The organism is Enterococcus raffinosus (assembly GCF_001886185.1).
GTDB classification, from domain to species: Bacteria; Bacillota; Bacilli; order Lactobacillales; family Enterococcaceae; genus Enterococcus_A; species Enterococcus_A raffinosus.
Map to the genome: position 1 here is coordinate 89,297 of NZ_JXLA01000011.1, position 24,216 is coordinate 113,512.

At 39.9% G+C, this 24,216-nt stretch carries 19 protein-coding genes; 5 read left to right on the forward strand and 14 right to left on the reverse strand.

Translation table 11 applies throughout. The features are described 5' to 3' along the window. Positions 1-12: 12 nt before the first annotated feature. From whiA to uvrB, 7 genes are all read right to left on the reverse strand, one after another. Positions 13-948, reverse strand: a complete 936-nt coding sequence (gene whiA, locus RV13_RS07795; protein WP_010745012.1) for a DNA-binding protein WhiA — start codon at positions 946-948, stop codon at positions 13-15. Positions 949-1,046: 98 nt separating this feature from the next. Further along, positions 1,047-2,045 (reverse strand): gluconeogenesis factor YvcK family protein, encoded by a 999-nt coding sequence (locus RV13_RS07800; protein WP_010745013.1) that lies wholly within the window; start codon positions 2,043-2,045, stop codon positions 1,047-1,049. After that, positions 2,042-2,929, reverse strand: a complete 888-nt coding sequence (gene rapZ, locus RV13_RS07805; RefSeq protein ID WP_010745014.1) for an RNase adapter RapZ — start codon at positions 2,927-2,929, stop codon at positions 2,042-2,044. Before rapZ ends, RV13_RS07800 begins: the two co-directional genes overlap by 4 nt. A 303-nt stretch (positions 2,930-3,232) precedes the next feature. Beyond that, entirely contained in the window at positions 3,233-3,946 is a 714-nt protein-coding gene (locus RV13_RS07810) for an amino acid racemase (RefSeq protein WP_010745015.1), read from the reverse strand. Positions 3,947-3,948: 2 nt separating this feature from the next. Further along, on the reverse strand, positions 3,949-5,205 hold the full coding sequence (locus tag RV13_RS07815) for a carboxylate--amine ligase (protein ID WP_010745016.1): 1,257 nt from the start codon (positions 5,203-5,205) through the stop codon (positions 3,949-3,951). Between the two features lie 97 nt (positions 5,206-5,302). Further along, on the reverse strand, positions 5,303-8,128 hold the full coding sequence (gene uvrA, locus RV13_RS07820; RefSeq protein WP_010745017.1) for an excinuclease ABC subunit UvrA: 2,826 nt from the start codon (positions 8,126-8,128) through the stop codon (positions 5,303-5,305). Between the two features lie 77 nt (positions 8,129-8,205). Then, on the reverse strand, positions 8,206-10,197 hold the full coding sequence (gene uvrB / locus RV13_RS07825) for an excinuclease ABC subunit UvrB (RefSeq protein WP_010745018.1): 1,992 nt from the start codon (positions 10,195-10,197) through the stop codon (positions 8,206-8,208). A 245-nt stretch (positions 10,198-10,442) separates the two neighbouring features. On the opposite strand from uvrB, the gene RV13_RS07830 reads away from it, so the two are divergent. Beyond that, positions 10,443-12,605, forward strand: a complete 2,163-nt coding sequence (locus RV13_RS07830; protein ID WP_010745019.1) for an amino acid ABC transporter substrate-binding protein/permease — start codon at positions 10,443-10,445, stop codon at positions 12,603-12,605. Then, positions 12,606-13,355 carry an amino acid ABC transporter ATP-binding protein gene (locus RV13_RS07835; RefSeq protein ID WP_028021200.1) on the forward strand — a complete coding sequence of 250 codons (750 nt, stop codon included), beginning with the start codon at positions 12,606-12,608 and terminating at the stop codon, positions 13,353-13,355. A 21-nt stretch (positions 13,356-13,376) separates the two neighbouring features. Here the strand turns inward: RV13_RS07835 and RV13_RS07840 are convergent, their stop codons facing one another. Beyond that, a complete protein-coding gene (locus tag RV13_RS07840; protein WP_010745021.1) occupies positions 13,377-14,420 on the reverse strand; it encodes a glycerol dehydrogenase in 1,044 nt (347 codons plus the stop codon). 130 nt (positions 14,421-14,550) lie between these two features. After that, the gene (tuf, locus tag RV13_RS07845; RefSeq protein WP_010745022.1) at positions 14,551-15,738 is read right to left on the reverse strand and encodes an elongation factor Tu; all 1,188 of its coding nucleotides are present in this window, start codon (positions 15,736-15,738) and stop codon (positions 14,551-14,553) included. A 334-nt stretch (positions 15,739-16,072) separates the two neighbouring features. Between tuf and RV13_RS07850 the strand changes: the two genes are divergently transcribed. Genes RV13_RS07850 through RV13_RS07860 form a run of 3 tightly spaced genes read left to right on the forward strand, consistent with a single transcriptional unit; the run spans position 16,073 to position 17,746 of the window. Beyond that, positions 16,073-16,348 (forward strand): hypothetical protein, encoded by a 276-nt coding sequence (locus RV13_RS07850; protein WP_010745023.1) that lies wholly within the window; start codon positions 16,073-16,075, stop codon positions 16,346-16,348. A gap of 1 nt (position 16,349) precedes the next feature. Continuing rightward, positions 16,350-16,988, forward strand: a complete 639-nt coding sequence (locus RV13_RS07855; protein WP_010745024.1) for an ABC transporter ATP-binding protein — start codon at positions 16,350-16,352, stop codon at positions 16,986-16,988. After that, complete coding sequence (locus RV13_RS07860) at positions 16,985-17,746, forward strand: ABC transporter permease (RefSeq protein WP_010745025.1); 762 nt, start codon at positions 16,985-16,987, stop codon at positions 17,744-17,746. Before RV13_RS07855 ends, RV13_RS07860 begins: the two co-directional genes overlap by 4 nt. 42 nt (positions 17,747-17,788) lie before the next feature. Here the strand turns inward: RV13_RS07860 and ilvA are convergent, their stop codons facing one another. Genes ilvA through ilvD form a run of 5 tightly spaced genes read right to left on the reverse strand, consistent with a single transcriptional unit; the run spans position 17,789 to position 23,992 of the window. Continuing rightward, positions 17,789-19,045 (reverse strand): threonine ammonia-lyase IlvA, encoded by a 1,257-nt coding sequence (gene ilvA, locus RV13_RS07865; RefSeq protein ID WP_010745026.1) that lies wholly within the window; start codon positions 19,043-19,045, stop codon positions 17,789-17,791. Between the two features lie 13 nt (positions 19,046-19,058). After that, positions 19,059-20,054, reverse strand: a complete 996-nt coding sequence (gene ilvC / locus RV13_RS07870; RefSeq protein WP_010745027.1) for a ketol-acid reductoisomerase — start codon at positions 20,052-20,054, stop codon at positions 19,059-19,061. Positions 20,055-20,113: 59 nt separating this feature from the next. Next, a complete protein-coding gene (ilvN, locus tag RV13_RS07875; RefSeq protein WP_010745028.1) occupies positions 20,114-20,590 on the reverse strand; it encodes an acetolactate synthase small subunit in 477 nt (158 codons plus the stop codon). Between the two features lies 1 nt (position 20,591). Continuing rightward, on the reverse strand, positions 20,592-22,289 hold the full coding sequence (ilvB, locus tag RV13_RS07880; RefSeq protein WP_035016634.1) for a biosynthetic-type acetolactate synthase large subunit: 1,698 nt from the start codon (positions 22,287-22,289) through the stop codon (positions 20,592-20,594). 20 nt (positions 22,290-22,309) lie between these two features. After that, complete coding sequence (gene ilvD / locus RV13_RS07885; protein ID WP_010745030.1) at positions 22,310-23,992, reverse strand: dihydroxy-acid dehydratase; 1,683 nt, start codon at positions 23,990-23,992, stop codon at positions 22,310-22,312. Positions 23,993-24,216 lie beyond the last annotated feature (224 nt).

Genomic DNA, 24,216 nt, shown 5'->3' on the forward strand with positions numbered 1-24,216 from the left:
ACCGTTTGACTATCAAACGGTTTTTTTTCGTAAATTATCGGCAAAATCATTAATTTTTCGAATTCTATGGTTGATACCTGATTTCGAAATGGCTCCTGATGGAATCATTTCTCCTAGTTCTTTTAGACTGATTTCAGGATTTTGAATCCTTAATTCTGCTATTTCCTGCAGCTTTTCTGGTAACGATTGTAGTCCAACCGTCGACTCAATAAAATGAATGTTCTCAATTTGCTTAGACGCAGCATCTATCGTTTTGTTCATATTGGCTGTTTCGCAATTCACTAGTCGATTGACAGAATTTCGCATATCACGAACGATTCGAACATCCTCAAATTTTAACATTGAATTCGTCGCACCAATCAAAGTTAGAAAATCAGCTATTTTCTCTGCGCCTTTAAGATAAGTGATATAGCCATTTCGGCGTTCCAGCGTACGCGCATTCAAGTCAAATTGATTCAACAGGTCACAAATATCTTGATTGTGTTCCTCGTAAATTGAAGATATTTCTAGATGATAACGGCTCGTTTCTGGATTATTAACTGAACCAGAGGCTAAAAATGCACCACGTAAATACGCACGAGTTTTTTCATCTGATTGCTTAATTTCATTCGATATATGCGCTTGAAACATCATGCCGTCCATGATATCCAAATCCAATAAAATATTTTGTGTCTCTTGTTTCAATCGAACAATGTAGACGTTGTTTTTTTTCAATTTCATTTTCCGACGTACCAGTAACTCGCTTCGCACATTATAATGCTCTTTTAATAAAGTAAAAATTCGACGAGCAATCGCCGCATTTTCAGTTTGCACATTCAAAACAAATTGATGATTACTCAAACTAAGGGAACCATTCATTCTTATCAATGCGGCTAACTCAGCTTGTGCGAGATTCTTTTGGACTGCCAGACCCGTTAACTCTTTTTTTACTTCTGCCGCAAAAGACATGACGAGCCCTCCTTCTCATAATAAAGAACTAATTTTCCTAAATAAAATTAGTTCTAACTAATGATTTACTATTTCGACACTTATTTAAAAATCCAGTCTTAAATTTTTGCACCAAAAACAATTCGAAATAGCTCATCGACAACTTTGTCTCCATCATGAAAGACGCCACCATCACGAAGTTTTAAAAAGTCAGTTGAAACAACTCGGCAGCCTTCTTCCCTTAACCCGTTAAAATCATGTGTAACTTGTACCAAGTACTCATCATAGATCTCTGGATCCATATATCCTTCAGGAACTTTTTCAGTATTGACTAATACAGTGTCAATAAATTTGCTATCGAGGTGTTTGTGAAGAACACGAATATGATCCGCATCACTGAAATGTTCGGTCTCACCTTTTTGGGTCATAATGTTACAAATATAGACTACCTCTGCCTTTGTTGTACGAACCGCATTTCCTAGTTCCTCAATGACTAAGTTAGGCAAGATACTAGTGAATAAGGAGCCTGGTCCTAAGACAACCATATCTGCCTCATTGATAGCATTGACTACTTTACGTGCTGCGTGAATCGCTTTTTCACCATTTTTTTCTGTGACATAAACTCTTTCTATCGTCTTACGATCCAGAGCTATTTTTGATTCTCCCACTGCACTTGTTCCGTCATCAAAATCCGCGTGCAACACTAGCGGCGTTTCCGAAGAAGGGTAAATATGCCCGTCCACGTGCATCATCATGGAAAGTAATTGAATTGCTTCATACGTACTTTCTCGCATTTCTGATAAAGCCGCGATTAAAAGGTTCCCAATCGTATGATTTGCAAGAAATTTGTCATCCTCATGAAAACGATATTGAAATAAGTCTTCATAGAGCTTCGGCATGTCAGATAAGGCGGCCAAAACATTTCTCAAATCACCTGGGGGGGCCATGTCGATCGAATCGCGTAGTTCACCACTACTGCCACCGTCATCTGCTACAGTTACCACTGCTGTAATATCAGCACTTTGATTTCGTAAACTTTTTAAAATAACTGGTAATCCTGTCCCACCACCGATAACCACTATCTTCGGTTTACGAATACGGTATGTTTTCATTTTCATGAACGATTCACCGTCTCTTTCCGCTTATCCTTATCGCGATGAGTGATATTTACCTTGTACTCTGCATCCGTAATTGCCTTTCCAATACGCTCTGTCAAAGCGACTGACCGATGCTGTCCACCAGTACAGCCGATAGCAATCGTTAATGAACTTTTTCCTTCATTAATGTAGCCAGGCAGAATGTCCATAATTAAACGAACAAAATTCGTGTAAAAACTTTCTGTTTCAGGAAATGACATTACATAATCATATACCGGTTTGTCTAGCCCGGTTTGAGGCCGCAGGTCTGGAATATAGTGTGGATTCGGCAAAAAACGAACATCCATAACTATGTCAGCATCGATTGGCAACCCATATTTAAAGCCAAAAGAAACTACCTCCACGTGGAATCCCGCGTCATCCTTATCTTTAAACGTTTGATTAATTTTTTCTCGTAATTGACGCGGCGTTAAATCTGTTGTATCAATCATTAGAGTAGCTCTATTCTTTAAATCTTCCAAGATTGCGCGTTCTTTACGAATACCTTCAGTGATCATGCCATCCATCGCAAGCGGATGTGCGCGACGCGTCTCTTTGTAGCGAGAGACTAATTCTTCATCTGAACAATCTAAGAACAAGATACTTGTATCAATGAACCCTGTATTTTCTATCTCTATTAGCATTTTTTGAATATCTTCGAAAAATGAGCGAGAACGTAAATCTACTACTAAAGCGATCTTAGTTACTTTTCCTGATTCACGGATCAATTCCCAAAACTTCGGAATTAAACCTGGAGGCATATTATCTACACAAAAATACCCCATATCTTCAAAACTTTGAATTGCGACAGTTTTACCTGCACCACTCATACCTGTAATGACAACCAAATGTAAACTATCAGTCATTTGTGTCACTCCTTTCGCGTAATTAGAGACTCACTCCTGAGAATGATTATTTTAATTTACTATTGTTCTATATAGACGAATAGACGATATTGCGATTTGAAATACATTGATAGGCTCATCAATAATCATAAGCCAAATTTTTGAACTAAATAAAAAGATGCCAAAGAAACCATAGGCTAGCTTCTTTCGCTATCTAAAAAAATTATAACACTCCTGGCGTGTCTTTGCTACTCATTTGTCATTCTTTAGATTTTCCTAATAGAATAGAAACTGAAAAAAATGTGCAAATAAAAAACAGATCTCCTATTTAGAAGATCTGTTTTTCTGTGCTAATTCAATTGTCCGGTCCGCTAAAATAGATTGCGCATCAATTACTGGAAAAGGAACTTCTTTTGTCAATTCTTGAACTAAAGACAGCTCGGTACAGCCAAGAATAGCATTCTGACAACCATATTTTTCAAAAACATCTGAAAGAATCTCTAGATACAAATCACTGTTGATATAATCATTCTCTTTTACATCGTGATAAATTAGATGATTAACCTTCTCTTGTAAGTCTGGCTTAGGAATCAAAACTTCAAATCCTTTTGCCTCTAGCTCACTTTGATAAACCTTAGCGGAAATTGTCCCAGCAGTTGCTAATACTGCGATTTTCTCGCCGGGTTTATGATGCTTTGTCACTTCATTTACAGCCTCACGCGGCATATGCAGCAACGGAATATTTGTTGCCCCCTGTAGTTGATCAAAAAAGTAATGAGCAGTATTGCAAGTGAGTACAATAAAATCCGGCTGTAATAGGTTTTGTTTCTCTATATCATCCAATAAAAAGGGTAATGGACTTGGTGATTCGTGATCTAAAATAAAAGCCGTGCGGTCAGGAACCGTTGCATGATTGAACATCACATAGTTCAAGTATTCTTGATCATTATGAGCATGTGTACGTTGGTTAAGGATTCGAATAAAACTTTCCGTCGCCATCGTCCCCATTCCACCAAGAATACTAAAGAAATTTTCCATACTTATCCTTCTTTCTCTTTAAAGAATAGATCGAAGCGTCCTTTGTACTTGCTGAACATATACTTCATTAAAATCCACCGCATCAAGGACATATCTTTCTTGTAAAAGACTGTCGTTCCCCAATGGTCATTTTTGATCATTTCTAGAGCTTTTTCTTTTTCCTTATTATTTCGAGCAAATTTCTCAAAAACACCCTTTGGAACCCCCATCCATAACATGGATGTAGCTGGTTCTGCTTTACCGTAAATCGTTTCAGTAAACGACTTTTCAAAAACGCGATCTTCAGTTACGTATTGTGCTAAATTGAAGCCATTTAAAGTAACGAAGAAACTACTACGTCCTTGCCGTAAGTTGATTTCAAACAATTTATATTCTCCATCACGAGGATCGTACTTCATGTCAAAATTTGCAAAGCCAGTATAGTTGATTTTCTCTAAAAATCCTTTAATTGTCTGGTAGATCTTCTCGTTATATTCAGGCATGATCGCCACATAGTTTCCAATCGCTTCTGGAGAAGGATCTTCTAATAATGGATGTCCCAAGCACATCATGCGAACCTGATGGTTTTGATCGACATAAGCATTCAATACACGCATGTTGCTATCGTCTCCAGGAATAAAGTCCTGCGCAATCATTTCACTCGTATAACCAGCTTGATAAATACGCTCAATGATTGTGTCAAATTCATCACGAGTATCTAAAATAAAGGCTTTTTTTCTTCCTTCAAAATCAACTGATAGCCATTCCACACTATTCGCTGGTTTTAGTGCAACAGGAAAATCAAAGGGTAAATCCTGTTTTAACTTACCAGCCTCTAACATATCTTCAGTAATGATAAATGTTTTTGGATAAGGCAAATCATATTTTTCGCAAATTTCGTAAAAGCTGACTTTACTAATCAGACTTTGGAGTAAATCAAAATCAATATACGGGCAAATAAACCATTCGGAAAGCTCTTCTTTATGTTGTGAAACTAGCTCAGCGTATCCATCACCGCAAGCAATCAATAAATATTTTACATTAGGATCGTTGTACGTATTTTTTCCTAATTCGCGCATCTGCTCGATGAACACAGGATCCTTATCAAATCCTGGTACAACATGTACGTTCACGATCTTACTATATTTTGTTGGTGCTAATTGTAGACCAGCATAAGCCTCTGATACGATTCCATAGGCTTCGTGAAAAGAACGGGCCATACCGTAAACGTTGATATCGCTCCCTAATAAAATCGGGACAAATTTTTGATTTTCATTCATATTCTCTTACACCTTCTCATTCTAAATCCTTGATAATCATACCATAAAGAAAAATGCAAGCAAAGGAGAATCCTTTGCTTGCATCAAGCTTTATCAGTTATTTATTTTTTAAGACGCGTTTTAAATAATGTCCTGTATAACTGTCTGGTACTTCAGCAATTTCTTCCGGTGTCCCTGTTGCTAGTATGGTTCCACCACCGTCGCCGCCTTCTGGTCCTAGATCGATAACGTAGTCGGCTGATTTAATCACATCCAAATTATGTTCAATCACTAATACCGTATTTCCTGAGTCAACAAAACGTTCCAGAACCTTTAACAAACGAGCAATATCATCTGTATGAAGTCCTGTTGTCGGCTCATCCAAAATATAGAAATTCTTTCCATTGGAATTCTTATGAAGTTCACTAGCAAGCTTCATTCGTTGAGCCTCTCCACCTGAAAGTGTTGTCGCAGGCTGCCCCATCGTGACATAGCCTAAACCAACGTCAACAATCGTTTGAAGTTTTCGATGAATTTTAGGAATGTGTTTGAAGAATTCCACAGCATCTTCAACAGTCATTTCCAGAATATCCGCAATATTCTTTCCTTTATAATGAACTTCCAATGTTTCGGAGTTATAGCGTTTGCCATGACAAACTTCACACGGTACATAAACATCAGGTAAAAAATGCATCTCAATTTTGATGATCCCATCTCCGCGACAAGCTTCACAACGTCCGCCCTTTACATTAAAGCTGAACCGACCCTTTTTATAACCGCGAATCTTCGCTTCATTTGTCTGAGCAAATAAATCTCGAATATCATCAAAAACACTTGTATAGGTTGCGGGATTGCTCCGCGGTGTTCTCCCGATTGGACTTTGATCAATATCAACTAATTTTTCGATATTGTTGTATCCAGTAATTTTTTTGAATTTTCCTGGTTTGTTTGAATTACGATTCAACTTCTGTGCAAGAGCCTTTTTCAAGATCTGGTTAACTAAAGTAGACTTCCCAGAACCTGAGACACCTGTCACAGCAACAAATTTCCCTAATGGGAACTCGGCATCAATGCTTTTCAAGTTATTTTCAGCAGCGCCAGTAACTTTTATTTTCTTTCCATTTCCTTTTCGACGTTCTTTTGGCACAGCGATTTCTCGTTTTCCAGATAAATATTGACCTGTCAAGGATTTTGGATTTTTTTCAACTTGTTTAGGTGTTCCAGCAGCGACAATCTCGCCACCTTGATCCCCTGCACCTGGACCGACATCAATCAGATAATCTGCCGCACGCATTGTATCTTCATCATGCTCTACTACAATCAAAGTATTTCCTAAATCTCGCATTTTCTTCAAAGACTCAATCAAGCGGTCATTGTCTCGCTGATGCAAACCAATCGAGGGTTCATCTAAAATATACAAGACACCAGATAGGTTTGAACCGATTTGAGTCGCCAACCGAATTCGTTGAGCTTCTCCACCAGACAAGGTACCTGAAGCTCGACTCAAGGTAAGATAATCTAACCCAACATTTCGTAAGAAGCTAAGACGATCCTTGATTTCTTTCAAAATAGGCTTGGCAATTACCTTTTCCTGTTCACTTAATGCAACAGTTTCGAAAAAATCGAGTGCTCTATTAATAGAATCTTCACTAACTTGTCCAATATTAACATCATTGATTTTCACTGATAAAGCTTGTGGATTCAACCGATAGCCGTGGCAGGTTTGACATGTTAATTCCGTCATATATAAACGCATTTGATCACGTGTAAAATCACTGTTCGTTTCTGCATAACGTCGATTAATATTGTTAATAATCCCTTCAAAAGGTACTTCTACATCACGAACACCGCCAAAGTCATTTTCATAATGGAAATGGAAGTTTTCTCCATTTGAACCATTCAAAATGATTTCTTGATGTTCTTTTGGCAAATCCTCGAACGGAGTATCCATATCAATACCAAAACTCAAGCATGCTTGCTCTAGCATTTGAGGATAGTATTGAGAACTGATCGGATTCCAAGGAATCAATGCCCCTTCACGCAACGTTTTACTTTGATCAGGAATAACTAAATCCAAATCGACTTCCAACTTAACCCCTAACCCGTCACAATCTGGACAAGCTCCAAACGGTGCGTTGAATGAAAACAGTCGAGGTTCAAGTTCGCCTACTGTAAAACCACAATAAGGACAAGCGTAGTGTTCGCTGAATAGCATTTCTTTTTCCCCGATTACATCAACAATCGCATACCCTTCAGCTAAGCGTAACGCTGCTTCGAAGGAATCAAATAGACGCGAGCGGATACCTTCCTTAACCACAATACGATCGACGATGATTTCGATATCGTGTTTTTTATTCTTGGTTAGTTCTGGAGCATCTGTCACATCATACAATTCTCCATCAACACGCATACGGACATATCCTTCTCGTTGAATCATTTCGAAGACTTTTTTGTGTTGTCCTTTTTTCTTTGCAACAACTGGCGCTAATATTTGAATTTTGGTTCGCTCAGGTAATTCAAGCACCTTGTCGACCATCTGCTCAACAGATTGAGAGGTAATTTCAATATGGTCATTCGGACAGATTGGATGACCTACACGTGCGTATAGTAAACGCAAATAATCATTAATCTCCGTCACGGTTCCTACTGTTGACCGAGGGTTTTTACTTGTAGTTTTTTGATCAATAGATATCGCTGGACTCAATCCATCAATGCTGTCAACATCAGGCTTATCCATTTGGCCTAAAAACTGCCGCGCATAAGCAGACAGGCTTTCCACATATCTGCGCTGCCCTTCAGCATATAGCGTATCAAAAGCCAGCGAACTCTTTCCTGAACCTGATAGACCAGTAACAACCACCATCTTATCACGAGGAATCGTGACATCTACATTCTTTAAATTGTGAGCTCGCGCTCCATGAATTACTATCTTATCATTTGCCATTTATTTCTCCTTGTTCATTGTTCATTAACTGTATTCCTTTTTCCACAGCCGAAAAAAACGTGACATTTTTTCATCAGTTATTCTGCTGCTTTTAATTCTAAGATTGTATCTCGTAATGTTGCGGCAGTTTCAAAATCAAGTGTTTTAGCCGCTTCTCGCATTTCATCTTCAAGTTTCGCAATAAGTTCTTTACGTTCAGATTTAGATAACTCTTCATAAGAGGTGGTATCGTAAGTTCCAGTATCTTCTGCAACCTTACTAATTGCGATCAAATCACGAATTTCTTTAATAATCGTCTTAGGTACAATGCCATGTTCTTCATTATATTGTTGCTGAATGCTACGACGGCGTGATGTTTCATCCATTGCACGTTGCATTGAATCCGTCACCTTATCAGCATACATAATAACTTTTCCCTCTGAATTTCGGGCAGCACGACCAATTGTTTGAACAAGTGAGCGTTCACTGCGAAGGAAGCCTTCTTTATCTGCATCTAAGATAGCCACCAATGAGACTTCAGGTACATCTAGACCTTCACGAAGTAAATTAATACCAACTAGCACATCAAATTTTCCTAATCGTAAATCACGAATAATCTCAGTACGTTCTAAGGTTTTGATATCACTGTGGAGGTATTTAACCTTGATACCTAGTTCTTTAAAGTAGTCTGTTAAATCTTCGGACATTTTTTTTGTTAAAGTCGTGACAAAAACACGTTCATTTCTTTCAGAGCGTTCGTTTATTTCTCCAACCAAATCGTCTATTTGTCCCATAATCGGGCGGACTTCAATGACCGGATCTAGTAGTCCAGTCGGACGGATGATTTGCTCTATTACTGTATCTGTTTCTTCATGTTCATAAGGACCAGGAGTCGCCGAAACGTAGACAATCTGATTCACGCGCTCTTCAAACTCTTCTAATCTTAATGGACGATTATCTAAAGCTGATGGCAACCGGAAACCATAATCTACCAGCATCTGTTTACGTGCTCGGTCACCGTTGTACATACCTCTTACTTGCGGCATCGTCACATGAGATTCATCCACAACTAGTAAAAAGTCATCTGGGAAAAAGTCGATCAACGTATAGGGCGGCTCGCCCTCTTTACGTCCGTCCATATGACGAGAATAGTTTTCTATACCAGATGTATAGCCCATTTCTCGAAGCATTTCGATATCATAATTGGTTCGTTGTTCTAATCGCTGAGCCTCTAATAGCTTGTTATCATTTCTCAAGACTTCTAACCGATCAGCAAGCTCTTTTTGAATATTACTGATCGCCACTTCCATATGCTCTTCATTGGTTAAGAAGTGGGTCGCCGGGAAGATGGCTACGTGCTCTGTTTCACCGGTGATTTCTCCTGTTAATGCGTCTACTTCGCGAATTCGTTCTATCTCATCACCAAAAAATTCCACGCGTAACGCACGTTCATCACGTGATGCGGGAAATATTTCCACTACATCCCCACGAACACGAAAACGACCACGCTGAAAGTCAATATCGTTTCGTTCAAATTGAATATCAATTAAATTCCGTAATAATTGGTTTCGATCCATTTCCATTCCTACACGCAAAGAAACCACTTGCTCCAAATATTCCTTTGGTGATCCCAAACCAAAAATGCAGGAAACTGAAGCAACAACGATCACATCATTTCGTTCAAGTAAGGCGCTTGTCGCCGAGTGGCGAAGCTTATCGATCTCATCATTGATACTCGAGTCTTTTTCAATATACGTATCACTAGAAGGCACATACGCCTCTGGTTGATAGTAGTCATAATAACTAACGAAATACTCCACCGCGTTGTTAGGAAAGAACTCCTTAAACTCTCCATATAATTGCCCCGCTAACGTCTTATTATGGGCAATAATCAAGGTTGGCTTATTTACTTCCTTAATAACATTGGAAATCGTGTAAGTTTTACCTGTCCCGGTAGCTCCTAAAAGGATTTGCGCTTTTTTTCCATCGACGATTCCTTCGGCAAGTTGTTCAATGGCCTCAGGCTGATCGCCAGCAGGCTGATATTTTGAATGAAGGTCAAACGTATTATCCGTTACTCTTTCAATCATACAAAAATCCCCCTTTTTCTATTAAATGAACAAAGATTTTCCATTCCAAAATTATAGCATACCGAACATATTTTCGCCATTTTTTCTTCTTGCCATAAGAAGTTCTTAAAAACAATCGTGTCATATTTTCTGACATCCCATGTTATAAAAATTTTGCTTTTTTTCTATCCAACAATGAACCCTCTTGTATTTTATCTATAAACTAACATATAATAAACAAATGATAAGTAATTAGGAGGATTATTATGAGAAAAAACAAATTAATTCCATTCGTTGTTTTCTTAATGGCAAGTATTTTCACACTTGGCTTTGCCAACAAGACTGACGCCGCGGAAAAAACATATAAGATCGGGACGGACTTGACTTTTGCTCCTTTCGAATTTCAGAATTCCGATGGCGAATACATAGGTATTGATGTAGATTTGCTTAATCAAATCGCTAAGGACCAAAACTTTAAAGTTGATTTGCGTCCATTAGGATTCGACAGCTCTATCCAAGGAGTGCAATCCGATCAACTGGACGGAATGATTGCTGGTATGAGTATTACAGATGAACGGAAAAAAACGTTTGATTTTTCTGAACCTTATTTTGATAGCGGAATCCAGATGGCTGTTAAAAATGACAATAAGGACATCAAGAATTACAAAGATTTAAAAGGAAAAACAGTTGCCGCAAAAATCGGTACAGAAAGTGCGACTTTTTTAAATAAGAACAAAGACAAATATGGTTATGAAGTAAAACAATACGAAGCTGCTGATGCTATGTACAACGCCCTGACAAACGGGAATGTTGAAGCGATTTTTGATGACTACCCTGTACTTGGTTATGCTGTAACTAATGGGCAACCATTCAAATTAGTTGGTGAACCTGAAAAAGGCAGTTCTTATGGCTTCGCTGTGAAAAAAGGCGAAAACAAAGAGCTGCTGGAAAAGTTTAATCAAGGACTGAAGGACTTAAAGGAAAATGGCAGCTATGATAAAATCGTCAGCAAGTATATTTCTACTGGTTCCGGCGATCAAGGCGCTTCAAGCGAAATGAAAAAAATCGAGCCCAAAAAAGATGTTTATGTTATTGCCAGCGATTCTGCTTTCGCCCCTTTTGAGTATAAGGACAGCGACGGCGAATACAAAGGGATTGATGTTGACCTGTTAAAACGAATCGCAGAGCTGCAAGGATTCAAAATTGATTTTAAATTCATCGGATTCTCCTCAGCAATGCAGGCTTTAGAGTCAGGACAGGCTGATGGTATGATCGCAGGAATGACAATTACCGATGAGCGAAAAGCCAATTATGATTTTTCGGACCCCTACTTCCAAAGCGGGATTCAATTAGCCGTTGCGAAAGACAATAAAGATATTAAGACTTACGAGGATTTAAAAGGCAAAACCGTAGGAGCTAAGGTTGGAACGGAAAGTGCCGACTTTTTAGAGGCTCACAAAAAGGAATATGGCTATACAATCAAAAGTTTTGATGCAGCGGATCAATTGTATGACGCGCTGAAAGTCGGTTCTATCGATGCCATGATGGATGACTATCCGGTCATCGGTTATGCTGTAAAACAGGGGCAAGATTTGAAAACACCAATCAAACGCGAAGTTGGTGGTGAATATGGTTTTGCTGTGAAAAAAGGTCAGAACCCTGAATTGCGTGAGATGTTTACAGAAGGGCTAAAAGAATTGAAACGTACTGGCGAGTACGATGAAATTGTTGATCAATACATCGGCTCCGGTAGTGAAGACAAGAAAGAAACTGTTGATGAGTCTACTATCACTGGTTTATTGAAAAATAATTACAAATCATTACTAGAAGGATTATGGAAGACCATTGTATTGGCTTTAGTCTCCTTTGCACTGGCTCTTGTTTTAGGAGTTATCTTTGGATTGTTCCGTGTTTCTCCTGTTCGTGGACTACGTACGTTGGCTGGTATCTATATTGATATTATCCGCGGAATCCCAATGATGGTATTAGCCTTCTTTATCTTCTTTGGTTTACCGGGAATTACAGGCATTAAAATTCCTGACTTTGCTGCGGGAATCATCACACTGACATTAAATGCCAGCGCATATATCGCTGAAATAGTTCGTGGCGGTATCAATGCGGTTCCTGTCGGTCAAATGGAAGCCTCTCGAAGTTTGGGATTGTCCTATAACCGAACCATGCAGAAGATTATTTTGCCTCAAGCTGTGAAGATTATGATTCCTTCTTTCATCAATCAATTCGTTATCAGTTTGAAGGATACGACGATCATTTCGGCTATCGGTGTAGTAGAATTGCTGCAAACAGGGAAAATCATTGTTGCTCGTACGACTCAAAGTTCTTACGTTTACTTGATCATCGCGATCATGTACTTAATCTTGATCACGATCTTGACTAAGTTAGCGAACCGTTTAGATAAGAAGGTGAAATAGATGGAAAATAAATTAGATAAGAAAATTGTCGTAAATCATTTAGTAAAAAAATTCGGTGACAATACCGTTTTGAATGACTTGAATATTACTATCAGCGAAGGGGAAGTTGTTTGTATCATTGGTCCATCTGGTTCAGGGAAAAGTACCTTTCTTCGTTGTATGAATCACCTAGAAGAACCTACATCTGGGGAAATTATTATTGATGGACAAGATTTGACGGATAAGCATACGGACATTAACTTAGTTCGTCAACATATTGGTATGGTGTTCCAGCATTTCAACCTGTTCCCTCACCTGACAGTTTTAGAAAATATAACGTTAGCCCCACTCGATTTAAAGGGGGAAGCAAAAGAGTCAGCAAACAAGCGTGGTGTGGAGTTGTTGACACAAGTCGGTTTAGCTGAAAAGAAAGACGATTATCCTGATAGCCTTTCCGGAGGACAAAAGCAACGTGTCGCAATTGCTCGCGCGTTAGCAATGAATCCTGATATTATGCTCTTTGATGAACCAACTTCCGCTTTGGACCCAGAAATGGTTGGAGATGTTTTAAAAGTAATGAAGGATCTGGCACTGCAAGGTATGACCATGGTCATTGTCACTCATGAGATGGGCTTTGCGAAAGAAGTTGCTGACCGCGTCATCTTTACCGATGGTGGAAAAATTCTAGAAGATGGCACACCTGAACAGGTCTTCAATAACCCTCACAATCCGAGAACCCAAGACTTCTTAAATAAAGTATTGAATATTTAATACGAAACCCGTGAAATCTAGTTAGATTTCACGGGTTTTTCTGAATGTTAATAGCGTTTGATAAACCTCTTCTTTTGTTGCAGGCGATTGACTTCGAACGATGCCGTCTTCTGGAGAAAATGCCAGATCAACAATTTTCTTTAGTTTATCAACAGATGGGAAAATTGACAACATTTCATAAGTAATGGGCAAATTGAGTTTTTCAAATAGTTCTTGATGACTTGTCAGTTCATCATGGCGACCTTCAATACGTAGTTGCTGCAATGTCGTCAATGCAATGATCTGTCCATGACTTCCCTTTATCTCTCCTCCCCACAAACTAACCATCGCATTATGGAGCGCATGGGCAATACTTAAGCCCCCGGATTCAAATCCAATGCCACTTAATAACGTGTTGGCCTCTACCACTGCATCAAATTCTACTGTGATCTCTTTTCTCTTATTCGCCTCAACTGCTGCTTCTGCATTTTTGAGTAAAACATCACGACACTTTTCGGCAATTGCTTCTGCTGCTAGTGTTGGTGCTGCCCCTAAGGTATTTTTTCCAAAATTTTCACGTACAGTCCTTGCTTCTATGAATGTAGACAAACCATCTGCTATCCCGGCAGTTAAGAAATGAATCGGACTATTGATCAAAATAGCGGTGTCAACTAGAACCAAGTCAGGACTTTGAGTATAATAGGTATACTTCTCGAAATAGCCATTTTGATATTTCACAGAGATTCTTGAAGTGGGCGCGTCTGTCGAAGCAGATGTCGGAACAACGATACATCGTCTGCTTGACTTAAAAGCCAATGCTTTTCCTATATCGATCGCCCGTCCACCACCTATAGCAATTACATAATCAAATTCATCAATCGTGCTGTTCTCTTCTGCGAACCGTACAGAAATTTGACCGCCTAAAGAAGTCAACTCATCCACCAAACGTTTGCCAATCATCTCGTAAACAAATTGATCCGTTACTAGTAACCCCTTTTTGCCAAATGCTAGAATATCTCTCAAATGATCCCATAAAACATTTTCGCCCTGACGATACGTCATTGGACTAACAAAGACTTTTTCCATAGTTACTCCCTCTATCCATTTTAAACTCATCATAGCAATCAGAGAAAACTGTTGCAAGTTATTCTAGGAGCAGCTTTATGAAACACAAAAAGCACGTAAGCGTTGAACGCTTACGTGCTAGAAAATCAAATTAAGCTTCGATTTCAGTTACGATACCTGAACCAACGGTACGTCCACCTTCACGAATAGAGAAAGTTGTTCCTTTTTCTACGGCGATTGGATGGATTAATTCAACGTCGATTGTTACGTTATCGCCAGGCATGACCATTTCAGTACCTTCTGGCAACACGATATTACCGGTAACGTCTGTTGTACGGAAGTAGAATTGAGGACGATAGTTGTTAAAGAATGGTGTATGACGTCCACCTTCTTCTTTCGTCAACACATAAACTTCTGCACTGAATTTCGTATGTGGTGTAATTGAACCTGGTTTAGCTAATACTTGACCACGTTCGATTTCATCACGTGTAATACCACGTAATAGAACCCCAACGTTATCTCCAGCTTCACCATAATCCAATGTTTTACGGAACATTTCAAGTCCAGTTACGACAGCCTTTTGAACTTCAGGTTTGATCCCGATAATTTCAACTTCGTCACCGACTTTAACTTCCCCACGATCAATACGACCAGATGCAACAGTCCCACGTCCTGTGATTGAGAAAACATCTTCCACTGGTAACAAGAATGGTTTGTCAGTGTCACGTTCTGGTGTTGGGATATATTCGTCAACCGTATCCATTAGGTCCATGATTACTTGTTCTTGTTCAGGATCGCCTTCTAAAGCTTTCAGAGCTGAACCTTTAAGAACAGGAATATCATCGCCTGGGAAACCATATTCTGAAAGTAACTCACGTACTTCCATTTCAACTAAATCAATCAATTCTTCATCGTCGACTAAATCAACTTTGTTCAAGAAGACGATCAAGTATTTAACACCTACTTGGCGTGATAACAAAATGTGCTCACGTGTTTGAGGCATTGGTCCATCAGTAGCAGATACTACTAAGATCGCACCATCCATTTGAGCAGCACCGGTAATCATGTTTTTTACATAGTCCGCGTGTCCTGGAGCATCAATATGGGCATAGTGGCGTTTTTCAGTTTCATATTCAACGTGTGCAGTATTGATAGTGATTCCGCGTTCACGTTCTTCTGGTGCAGCATCGATACTAGCATAGTCTTGAGGGTTTGCTAGACCTTTCTTACCTAATACCGTTGTAATTGCTGCCGTTAAAGTTGTTTTCCCATGGTCGACATGGCCAATGGTACCAATATTAACGTGTGGTTTACTTCTATCATAATGTTCTTTTGCCATAATAAACAAACCTCCTAAAAAGTGTAAAAATTCTTACGGATATAGTGTAAAGCATTTTGAGCAAAAAGAAAAAGATTTACACTTTTACTTTTCGTAAGTAACTATCCGAAATTATAATACATCAGAATTGGTCAAACTCCAAACAATTTGTTTCTCTACTTAATTCGATGAGAAATTGAACCTGATTTTAAGTGAAATAAGCTCATTGGAAGCAAATGAACTAGGATATAATATAGACTAAAGAGTGTACAGAAAAATAAATAATTGGTTTAATAGTGAATGGAAATTTTTCTAATTGACTCGTTTGAAATTATAAAATGAATGGAGGATAGCTATGAAAGAATTTCAGAAACAGTTGGCTCAATGGCCTTTAGATATAAAGCAAGCCTGGAGCATCGGTTTTGTTTTTGTTAGAGAAAAAGAGCATTATTGGCATTTCCCCGCTAGACAGTGGACAGAGCAGCAAATTCAGGATTATTTTTTTAAACGTTTTGGAAAGGAAGGCCGGTTTATCTCCTACCCTGAACTAAGTTTAAAGCAGCTAAGGATCGATGAGATTCCTGAACTTTTGATCATCATCCCTTACGATCCTAGAAAGGAGAAACAATAATATGGCCTTATTAGAACTACATGATGTGAATTATCAGACAGATGATCGATTGATTTTGAATCAGATCACTTTATCTGTTGAAAAAGGTGATTTTTTAACGATTACTGGTCCCTCTGGCGGAGGAAAAAGTACCCTGCTGCGACTGATTGCTTCTTTATTAACGCCGACAAGCGGCGAGATACTTTTTGAAGGAAAAGCGCAGCAAAACTATGACTATACTGCCTATCGACAACAGGTATCGTATTGCTATCAACAGCCCTCTTTATTTGGAGATACGGTAGAAGATAATTTAACCTTTCCCTATCTAATAAGAGAAGCAGAACCTAATCGGAAGGACATGCTGGATCAGCTTCAATTAGTTGATCTGCCAGAAAGCTATTTTTATAAAAGTATCAATGAACTTTCTGGCGGTGAGCGTCAGCGGATCGCATTGATTCGTAATATTTTATTCCTGCCTAAGGTTTTGCTTTTGGACGAGGTAACAGCGGGCTTAGACGAACAAACGAAAACAATTATTCATCGCCTAATGGATGACATTCAGAAAAAAGGCTGCACCATTCTTCAGGTCACTCATGATGAAGCAGAAATCAATTCTGCAAAGAAATTACTACATGTTCAAGGAGGAAAACTGGATCAATGAATCAACTTGCTGTAAATAATCTTTCTCTGTTGTTAGCCTTTGCACTTGTCTTAATCGCTGTTGGAATAAGCTATAAAGAGAAGTTGAACTTATCTAAAGATATTTTCTTCAGCATTGTACGGGCAATTATCCAATTAGTCATTGTCGGCTATTTATTGAAATACATTTTTCAAGTTAACAACAATTTACTGACTTCAGGGATGAGTCTTTTTATTGTATTAAATGCGGCGTGGAACGCCCATAAAAGAAATCCTGCTCGCCAAAAAAAATACCTGCACTCTTTGGCAGCTATTTTCGTAAGTACCTATATCACTCTTGGTGTATTGATTTTAGCAGGAGCAATCAAATTCATCCCTTCGCAAATCGTACCTATCACGGGAATGATCGCCAGCAATTCGATGGTGGCGCTCGGCTTATGTTATCGTGCGTTGAATACGCAATTTCACGACTTGCGACAACAAACTTTGGAGAAATTAGCTCTAGGTGCTTCTATCAAATTGGCCTCTAAGCCTATTCTTCAGCAAAGCATCAAAACAGCGATGCAGCCCACAATTGATTCTGCCAAAACAGTCGGTTTGGTTAGCTTGCCGGGGATGATGTCTGGGTTAATCTTCGCTGGCCTTGATCCGGTCCACGCAATCAAATATCAGATCATGGTCACCTTTATGCTGTTATCAGCTACCAGTCTGGGATCTATCATCGGCGGATACTCTGCTTATAAAAACTATTTTAATGAAAATCATCAATTGACAATTTAATTCGAAAAAGGCCTCCAAAAGTTCGCTTTCGGAGGCCTTTTCTTAGACTAATAAATTATAGAGTGTTTTATTTTGACTTAGTTCAATGTACGTTGAATCAAATGTCTTAAGTCGCTTCAGCAAATTTGGTAACGTTTCAGGCTTCTTCAATAAGACACCTATCACGACTGGTCCGGTTCCACGATTACTCTTTTTCGTATATTCAAATCGAGTAATGTCATCCCCTTCTCCTAGAACTTCCGATACAAATTCTTTTAAAGCGCCGGGACGCTGTGGAAAATTCACCACAAAATAATGCTTCAACCCTTCATAAATCAATGAGCGTTCTTCGATTTCAGCCATTCGATTAATATCATTATTTCCACCGCTGATAATGCAAATGACCGTTTTGCCTTTGATTTTATCTTTCATTAAATCTAAGGCGGCCACGCTTAAAGCACCCGCAGGTTCCACTACGATCGCTTGCTTCCCGTAGAGATCTAAAATAGTTGAACAGATTAGTCCTTCATCAACAGACATCAACTCATCTACGTATTCTTTACTGTGAGAATATGTGATTTCACCGACACGTTGAACGGCGGCGCCATCGACAAACTTGTCAATCTCATTCAATTTGACCGGCTGTTCTTCCTCAAAGGCTGCCTGCATAGAAGCAGCACCTTTTGGCTCAACGCCTATTACTTTAGTGGTTGGTGAAGTATTTTTTACGTAGGAGGAGACACCGCTGATCAAGCCCCCACCACCGATAGCAGAGATGACGTAATCAGGTTTGTAGCCTTCACTTTCTGCGTCCGTCATCATTTCCAACGCCAAGGTTCCTTGACCGGCAATAATATTTTTATCGTTAAAAGGATCAATAAATGTCATGCCGTTTTCTTCACAGTATTTTCTTGCGGCAGCGGCAGAAGCATCAAAGGTATCACCAACTAAATGAATATCCGCAAACTCACCACCAAAGAACTTCACTTGAGAAACTTTTTGCTGCGGTGTAGTAGTCGGCATAAAAATTGCTGCTTTTGTTCTTAACTCATGACAGGTATAAGCGACACCCTGTGCATGATTTCCCGCACTCGCACAAACTACACCCTTTTTCAATTCTGCCTCTGGAAGCTTCTTAATTGCGTAATAAGCGCCGCGTAACTTAAATGAACGAACTTTCTGCAGGTCTTCTCTTTTCAAAAGCACCGTTGCCTGATACTTTTCGGATAAATAACGATCATATTGCAACGGTGTATGGTTTACAGCGTTTTTCAATAATTGATACGCACTGCGGACCTCGGTATCTTTGATCAATTCCATCGCTGCACCTCCACTAATCTTTACGACTTACAAATGGCATCATTTTTCTTAATTCACCGCCGACTTCTTCAATTTGATGTCCAGCACTTTCAGCACGCATCTTCTTGAATTCAGGGAAGCCATTCTTATTATCGTCAATGAAGCCTTTCGCAAATTTACCATTTTGGATATCAGTTAACACTTCCTTCATCCCGGCTTTTGCTGTTTCAGTGATTACGCGAGGACCAGAAACATAGTCGCCGTATTCAGCTGTGTTAGAGATTGAATTACGCATTTTGGCAAAGCCACCTTCATAAATCAAATCGACAATCAACTTCATTTCATGGCAAACTTCAAAGTAAGCCAATTCAGGTTGGTAGCCAGCTTCAACTAGGGTTTCAAATCCAGCTTCGATCATACTAGTTAAACCACCGCAAAGCACTGCTTGTTCCCCGAATAAGTCTGTTTCGGTTTCTTCCTTAAAGGTTGTTTCCAAGACACCTACTCGTGTAGCACCGATTCCTTTCGCATAAGACAATGCCAAATCTTGAGCAGTTCCTGTTGCATCTTGATAAACAGCGAATAAGGCAGGTACCGCAAAACCTTCAGTAAAGGTACGACGGACCAAATGCCCTGGACCTTTAGGAGCCACTAAGAATACATCGACATTCTTCGGTGGATTGATAACGTCAAAGTGAATATTGAACCCATGAGCAAAGACTAAAGCATCGCCTTCCTCTAAGTTTGGTGCGATTTCATTTTCGTAAAGTGTTCCTTGAATTTCATCTGGAGCTAAAATCATGACTACTTCGGCTTTCTTTGTTGCTTCAGCTACTGGCAACACGTCAAACCCATCTTCGCGAGCAGCCTCAGCGGATTTTCCTTCTCGAATACCGATCACTACTTGATGACCTGTATCTCTAAGATTTTGTGCATGAGCATGGCCTTGAGATCCATACCCTACCACTGCGATTGTTTTTCCTTCCAAAGCATCCTTCGCTACTGCATCATCATAATAAACTTTAACCATAATTTTTCCTCCAATTTTTTAAACTATATTAATAGCAAAACGAATAATCAATTTTGCGTTTAACCTCTGCTAAATCCGGTAACACCGGTTCTTGCTAATTGCTTAATTCCATAAGGTCGCAATACGTCAATACACGCATTGACCTTATCTGTAGAGCCAGCCACTTGTACCACGATTGTTTTCAATCCTACATCTACAACGTCCGCTCTAAATGGATCAATCATCGCCTGAATCTCAGAGCGCGTAGCCGCTGGCGCACTGACTTTGATCAAGGCCAACTCTCGTTCTAAATGCGGCTCATCGGTTACATCAGAAACTTTAACGACATCGATTTGTTTATTTAATTGCTTTGTTACTTGTTCGACATCCGCTAAGGTATCCGCTTGAATAATGATCGTCATCCGCGATTCGCCGTCTTTTTCCGTTCGCCCGACGGAGACACTGTCCATGTTTACTTGCCGACGATTTAGCACACTTGTAATTCGACTGAGCACCCCTGCTTGGTCATGAACCATTGCTGTAATCATCCGTCTCATCTTAATCAACCCCTAACATTTGATCATTTGGCATCCCGGCTGGGATCATCGGTAATACATGCTCTTTATTGCAGATCATGACCTCAATCAGCATTGGTCCAGGTGTAGCAAAAGCCTCCTGTAACTCCTTCTCCAAAGAAGCTGGGTCGGTAATTTTCTTATTCCCAATTCCATAAGCCTCCGCCATTTTCATAAAGTCTGGCTGCTCATGAAAGACGGATTGGGAGCGTCGTTCATTGTAAAACTTCTCCTGCCATTGCCGAACCATTCCCAATGATTGATTGTTCAATAAGACAAATTTGATGTCCAATTGGTGTTGGTTTAAGATTGCCAGCTCCTGATTCGTCATTTGGAACCCGCCATCTCCCACAAAAACAACTACGGATTCTTTTGGTTTACCAAATTTCACGCCGATTCCTGCGGGGATGCCATACCCCATAGTCCCAAGTCCACCACTGGTGATCAGCTGCTTAGGAAATTGGAATGGATAATATTGAGCTACCCACATTTGATGTTGTCCTACGTCTGTTACAACATAGGATTTTCCTTTTGTAATTCGACCGATGATTTCTATTACTTCTTGCGGTTTGATGATTTTTTCGTGACGATCATATTTTAATGGATACTTTTTCTTCCGTTCATCACAGAGATCACGCCAAGCTTGGCAATCAGGAGCTTCAATTTCGATTGACAGCATTTGCTGCAAAGCAATTTTTGCATCGCCAACAATCGGTACATCCGTCTTGATGATTTTGCCGATTTCAACTGGATCCACGTCAATATGAGCAACTTTCGCATGTGGTGCAAAAGCTTCAGGTGAACAGGCAAGGCGATCATCAAAACGACTGCCAATATTAATTAACAGATCCGTTTCCATCATTGCCATATTTGCTACATAGGTCCCATGCATTCCGCCCATTCCTAAGAAATTAGGGTCATCATGGGGCAGTAGCCCTAAGCCTAAAAGCGTACTAACGGTTGGAATTTGGTATTTATCAACAAACTGCCTTAATTCCTCAGCACCATTCGCTGCTACTACTCCGCCGCCAACCAAAAGAAGAGGTTTTTTAGCTTTCTTTAGTAAGCTCATTAAGCGTTCAACCTGTAAAATCGAGGGGGTCGTTGTTGGCTGATAGCTTTCTAAATGAACCGGCCGATCAATCTTTGGATTTGATTTCAATACTGTGATGTCCTTCGGTAAATCAATCAAAACTGGTCCTTTGCGTCCAGTTGTAGCAATATGGAAGGCTTCATTAACGATACGTGGAAGCTCTTCGATGTCGCGAACTTGATAATTATTTTTGGTGATGGGAACGGTAATTCCCAGCATATCCGCTTCCTGAAATGCGTCTTTTCCGATTCCTGGAGTTGTTACCTGACCAGTGATTACTACTAGTGGAACAGAATCGATCATTGCATCAGCGATTCCTGTCACGACATTCGTTGCACCTGGACCGCTAGTTACGATCACAACTCCCGGTTTTCCTGTAGCTTTCGCGTACCCTTCAGCTGCGTGAACTGCACCCTGCTCGTGCCGTGTGAGAATATTTGGGATAGATTCATCATAAAGGGAATCAAATAATGGTAGGACGGACCCTCCGGGATACCCAAAAATCAATTCGACTCCTTGATGCTCCAGGCACTTGATTAACAAATCAGCACCATTGTATAGGTTTTCTGTTTCCACTTTTTGTTTCATTTCTTCCACCCCGATTCCCCCTATTCTTCAGGCAATTTCATGACACCGCCAGTATGTGCTGAAGTGACCATTGCCGAGTAACGTGCTAACCAGCCTTTTTTGACCTTCGGCTGGAATTTTTTTAACCCCTCTTGCCGTTTTGCTAATTCTTCTGCTGATACATCCACATTCAATGTTCGATTCGTTAAATCGATCGTGATTTCATCACCATCTTGAACCAGCGCGATTGGTCCACCTGCAGCAGCTTCTGGAGAGATATGTCCAACAGCGATTCCTCGAGTAGCTCCTGAGAAACGCCCATCAGTAATCAGTGCTACATCTTTCCCTAAACCACGCCCGACAATACTAGACGTCGGTGCCAACATTTCCGGCATACCAGGTCCGCCTTTTGGACCTTCGTAACGAATAACAACAACATGTCCTTTCGTAACTGTGTGATTGTCAATAGCTTCCACCGCTTCATCATGGGAGCTAAAGCAAATCACTTTTCCTTTAAAGACCTTAATACTTGGGTCTACTCCCCCGACCTTAATTACACTACCTTCTGGTGCAATGTTGCCATATAAGATAGAAAGACCGCCGACTGGACTATAAGGAGACGTTTTCGGATGGATTACCTCTTCATTCCGAATTTTTGCAGATGCAACACTTTCCCGTAAGGTTTTGCCTGTCACTGTGATTCGATCAGAATGAATCGCTCCGTCAATGGAAACCAATTCATTGATAATTGCTGGAACACCACCTGCCTCATGGACATCGTGCATCGAATAATTAGAAGACGGCGCGATTTTTGAAAGGTAAGGAACTCTTTTTGCAATCTCATTGATATCGGATTGATCGTAATCAATCTCTGCTTCATTCGCGATTGCCAATGTATGAAGAACCGTATTAGTTGAGCCGCCCATCGCCATATCTAACGCGAAGGCATCATCAATAGCGTCCTTAGTCACGATATCTCGTGGTTTGATTTGTTTCTTCACAAGATCCATTAAATGCTTCGCCGATTCACGAACCAACTCACGACGCTCATCAGAAACAGCCAAAATTGTCCCATTTCCTGGTAAAGCTAACCCAAGAATCTCTAATAGACAGTTCATAGAATTTGCTGTAAACATTCCGGCGCATGAACCACAAGTTGGACACGCATTTTGTTCCATAAAGAGAAAATCTTCTTTGGTCATTTGACCTTCTTTAAATGCGCCAACAGCTTCAAACATTGACGAAAGTGTCGTTTGGTGACCACGGGGATCAATCCCAGCCTTCATTGGACCGCCTGAACAAAAGATGGATGGCACATTCGTTCTCATAGCAGCCATGATCATTCCCGGAGTGATTTTGTCACAGTTGGGAATATAAAATACTCCGTCAAACCAATGGGCGTTAATGACTGTTTCTGCCGCATCAGCGATAAGTTCTCTACTCGGCAGCGAGTAGCGCATTCCGATATGCCCCATCGCAATTCCATCGTCTACACCAATCGTATTGAATTCGAACGGAATGCCTCCGGCTTCACGAATCGCTTCTTTTGCTACATCGGCGAGTTCTCGTAGGTGGACATGTCCAGGTACAATATCGATATAAGAATTACAAATAGCAATAAATGGCTTATCCATATCGTGGATATTTTTTACTTGGCCAGTCGCGTATAACAAACTTCTGGCGGGTGCTGCATCAATACCTTTTTTAATCTGATCACTTCTCATAGTCACATCTCCCTACCTTCAAAAAAAGAGCATCCCATCAATAAATGGGATGCTCTTGCAAGAATCCCATTTCTAACGCAAATAGGACTCAAACTAACGGTTGTTACTTCTCCGCGTTCTAAGTCCTGGACTCAATAATTAATAAGACGATGCCATCAAAATTATTGTATTTACTCTTGCGCATAAAAATCGGCTCCTTGTTTTTTCTAATAATATCTTAATCA